The organism is Flavobacterium sp. (genome assembly GCF_013822155.1).
Taxonomy (GTDB): domain Bacteria; phylum Bacteroidota; class Bacteroidia; order Flavobacteriales; family Flavobacteriaceae; genus Flavobacterium.
Genome location: NZ_PNJW01000112.1, coordinates 1 through 3,388 on the forward strand (window position 1 = coordinate 1; position 3,388 = coordinate 3,388).

At 33.0% G+C, this 3,388-nt stretch carries 5 protein-coding genes; all 5 read left to right on the forward strand.

Annotated features, from left to right (window positions below; translation table 11 throughout):
- Positions 1-48 precede the first annotated feature (48 nt).
- The 5 genes from C0512_RS14875 to C0512_RS14895 all read left to right on the forward strand — a co-directional run bounded on the left by C0512_RS14875 (position 49) and on the right by C0512_RS14895 (position 3,133).
- On the forward strand, positions 49-459 hold the full coding sequence (locus C0512_RS14875; RefSeq protein WP_290862968.1) for a transposase: 411 nt from the start codon (positions 49-51) through the stop codon (positions 457-459).
- Complete coding sequence (locus C0512_RS14880; protein WP_290862976.1) at positions 456-1,283, forward strand: IS3 family transposase; 828 nt, start codon at positions 456-458, stop codon at positions 1,281-1,283. Before C0512_RS14875 ends, C0512_RS14880 begins: the two co-directional genes overlap by 4 nt.
- A gap of 104 nt (positions 1,284-1,387) precedes the next feature.
- Positions 1,388-1,807, forward strand: coding sequence for a hypothetical protein (locus C0512_RS14885; RefSeq protein ID WP_290862970.1), 420 nt, complete (start codon positions 1,388-1,390; stop codon positions 1,805-1,807).
- Between the two features lie 218 nt (positions 1,808-2,025).
- Complete coding sequence (locus tag C0512_RS14890; RefSeq protein ID WP_290862972.1) at positions 2,026-2,472, forward strand: SRPBCC family protein; 447 nt, start codon at positions 2,026-2,028, stop codon at positions 2,470-2,472.
- A gap of 193 nt (positions 2,473-2,665) precedes the next feature.
- On the forward strand, positions 2,666-3,133 hold the full coding sequence (locus tag C0512_RS14895; protein WP_290862974.1) for a GNAT family N-acetyltransferase: 468 nt from the start codon (positions 2,666-2,668) through the stop codon (positions 3,131-3,133).
- Positions 3,134-3,388 lie beyond the last annotated feature (255 nt).

Sequence of the window (3,388 nt, forward strand, 5' to 3'; positions counted from 1 at the left end):
TCTCGTCCTAAAATAGGTTGACTAAAAATTAAACACTTTTAGTATCCTATGGAAACAACAAAAAAAACAACATGTCGAAAAAAGGAGTATCAAAAAGTTAGCTTTGATCTCAAACTTTCTATCATTGCCGAAATCAATAACGGACAAATCTCTGCCAATTATGCTTCTAAAAAGTACGGTATATCCAGAGCAACGCTTGCCTATTGGACCAAGAAATTGTCTAACTTTGAGGGAAAATCCAAAGCTATGAGCAAAAACGACGAGATTAAAAAATTACGTGAACGCATCGAAGAACTAGAGTTCGTCAAAGACTTCCAACAAGATATTATTGCTGATTTCGAACATATTACCGGTGAACATCTTTCAAAAAAGTATTTGCCCGAAGCATTAGCAAAAGAGATAGAGAAAAAGCGACTAAACCTTTCAAAAGAAAGTGGCTCTATCAATGCTTCGGAATAAGCAAACAAGCTTATTACCAAAGAATTAAACACTATTTTACCAAAGAACAACAACACAAAGTTGTTCTCGATTTAGTGCGCAAAATCAGGATCAAAATGCCTAAAACTGGAACCAGAAAACTCATGGAACACATACAAAATGAACTCATTACAAACAATATCAAAATGGGAAGAGATGCGCTTTTCGATTTACTTAGAAGCTATGGGTTATTAGTCAAGAAAACAAAACGTTTTCACATTACAACCGATTCTAAGCACTTCTTTTTTAAATCACCTAACCTACTCAAAGATTTATCTTTATCTCACGCAGAGCAAGTCTTTGTAAGCGACATAACCTATATCAAAGTCGATGGTGGCCACGCTTATTTAGCACTGGTGACAGATGCTTACTCAAAGAAAATAATGGGTTGGAAATTAGACGACAATATGAGAGTGACTCTTGTCAAAGATGCCCTGGATATGGCTTATAAAAACTGTATTCATAACCATAAAAATATCATTCATCACTCTGACAGAGGAATTCAGTATTGCTGCCCGGACTTCTCAGAATTTGCTCAAAAAAAAGGGTTTATACTCAGCACAACCCAACAATACGATCCGTATGAAAACGCAGTAGCTGAAAGAATTAACGGAATTTTGAAGTATGAGTTCGGGCTAAAAAACACTATTAGAAATATTGAAATCGCTCAAAAAATGATATCCGAAGCTGTAAACATATACAACAACGAACGTTTACATTGGAGTTTAGATTTAAAAACACCCCAAATAGTGCACAAACAATATGATAAACAACCTTATAAATCCTATGCTAAAAAAGCAGCTTAAAACCTATCAATTATTTCTGTAAATTTGATTCAATTAATAACCTAAAACGGTCAACGTATTTTAGGACATGACAAAACCTGTAACTAAACAAAATTTTACATATTATGAGAAATTTATTCAAAACCACTTTTTATGTATGCGTATTTGCATTAGCTGGAATTTTATTTCAAATAAGTTGCTCAAACAGTGACAATGAATCGACAGCTACAACAGTACAGAGTAAAATATTATACAGTCAATACGACTCAGTCAATGGATATACAATTTGGTATTGCAACCTTGATGGAACTAACCCTACTCAAATCCCATTGACATTACCAACTGGCGTAATGTATCAAAATGCCAATTCAAATGCATATGTAAAATTTTCTCCAGATGGACAAAAAGTTTTGTTTGTTGCAAATGACAGCTCTGGTTCAACTCCTACAAATAAAGTATTTTCATGTAATTTAGATGGAAGTAATCTTCAAGCTGTAATTTCACCAAGTAATTCAGACGTTATATTAATTGGTGATGTAAAATAGAAATGCCTAACAGTAAATTCTAAATAAAAGAAAAAGAAGAACGACACACAACACTTGCTAAAACTCATGGCTAGTTTTTCGGTAGATTTTTTCGATTACTTTTCATAATTTCGCTCGGGCGGTTATGGAAAAAAGCTTTCCATAAGCCACCACAAGCTTTAGCAAGGAAACGTTAACGGCAAACATAAACGAAACCACTTAAACCAAAAATTGCTTCAATGAATAGTCATGAAATCTTAAGCTCTAGAATTCTAAATTCACCGGTAGAAATCGTATATCAAGCTTTTGAAAATCCAAAGCATTTAAAAAATTGGTGGGGACCAGAAGGTTTTACAAACACAATTCACGAGTTTGATCTCAAATCTGGCGGAAATTGGAAGCTTACCATGCATGGACCAGAAAAAGGAAACTATGAAAATTCATCTGTATTCCAAACTGTTATACCAAATAAAATCGTAAGCTGGACACGAAAATCCCAACCGTTATTTGATATGGAAATAGCATTTGAAAAATTGGATGAAAATAAAACACAAATATCATTTAAAATGATTTTTGAAACCGTTGAAGAATGTGAGAAAATGCGAAAGTTTGTAGAGCCTAAAAACGAAGAAAATTTTGATAGGTTGGAAAGAGAAATTAAAAACATAAAGAATGCCAGCCGTTAACCGCGGTCTCGTCGCAATGTCCGGAATTTATTAGCCTCTACTTCATTTTTCACGAAAATATTATAACTTAGTACACAGTAAGCTGATCGTTAGATTCTCAAAAGCTACTAGCCGCGAAACGGTAGCTATTATTTTATCCGAGCAACATCGAAAATCAAGTGAAACTTAAAAATAGATTTAACTGACTCTAAAAATGGAAATACTAAAGGCAGACATTGAAGACCATGAGACACTTACATCTATTACAAAAAAATCAAAAGCCTATTGGGGATTTTCGGAAGATATTTTGAAAGAATGGGAACATCTATTGACTGTTACAAAAGACTATATTGCAAAAAATAAAGTATATAAACTTGTCCAAAACAATGAAATTATCGGATATTATTCATACTTCTTTACTGACGAAAAAACTATAAAACTTGATAATATTTTCATTCTTCCAGAATTTATCGGAAAAGGATTTGGTAAGATATTAATGAACGACTTTCTAAAAAAAACCAAACAATTGGATATTGACAAAATAACTCTTGACGCAGAACCAAATGCCGAAATTTTTTATAAAACTTTTGGTTTTGAAACAACAGGGAAGCTTGAAAGTTCAATAAAAGACAGATATTTACCAATAATGGAATTACAAATTGATAATAAAAACATCAGCTGAAAGTGGTTAGTGTCACTTGCTGGATTTTCTTGGCTTCTACTCAGTTTTTCACGCAAAACCATTATCTTAGCAAACAGTACGCAATTCGCCGGAAACGCCACAGTCAGATAGCAGCGAAACGTTATGCCTCAGTGTAAAAAACCTATCCAAATGAGAACATTATCAATTATATTAATCTTTTGCTTTTGCATATCTTGTAATAAGAATGATTCGAAAACAGTTGAAAAATTGAATGGTTCTGAAAAGATTGACAAA

Coding starts and splice junctions, on each gene's coding strand:
- C0512_RS14885 (WP_290862970.1), top strand. CDS start 1,388: ATGAGAAATTTATTCAAAACCACTTTTTATGTATGCGTATTTGCATTA.
- C0512_RS14890 (WP_290862972.1), top strand. CDS start 2,026: ATGAATAGTCATGAAATCTTAAGCTCTAGAATTCTAAATTCACCGGTA.
- C0512_RS14875 (WP_290862968.1), top strand. CDS start 49: ATGGAAACAACAAAAAAAACAACATGTCGAAAAAAGGAGTATCAAAAA.
- C0512_RS14895 (WP_290862974.1), top strand. CDS start 2,666: ATGGAAATACTAAAGGCAGACATTGAAGACCATGAGACACTTACATCT.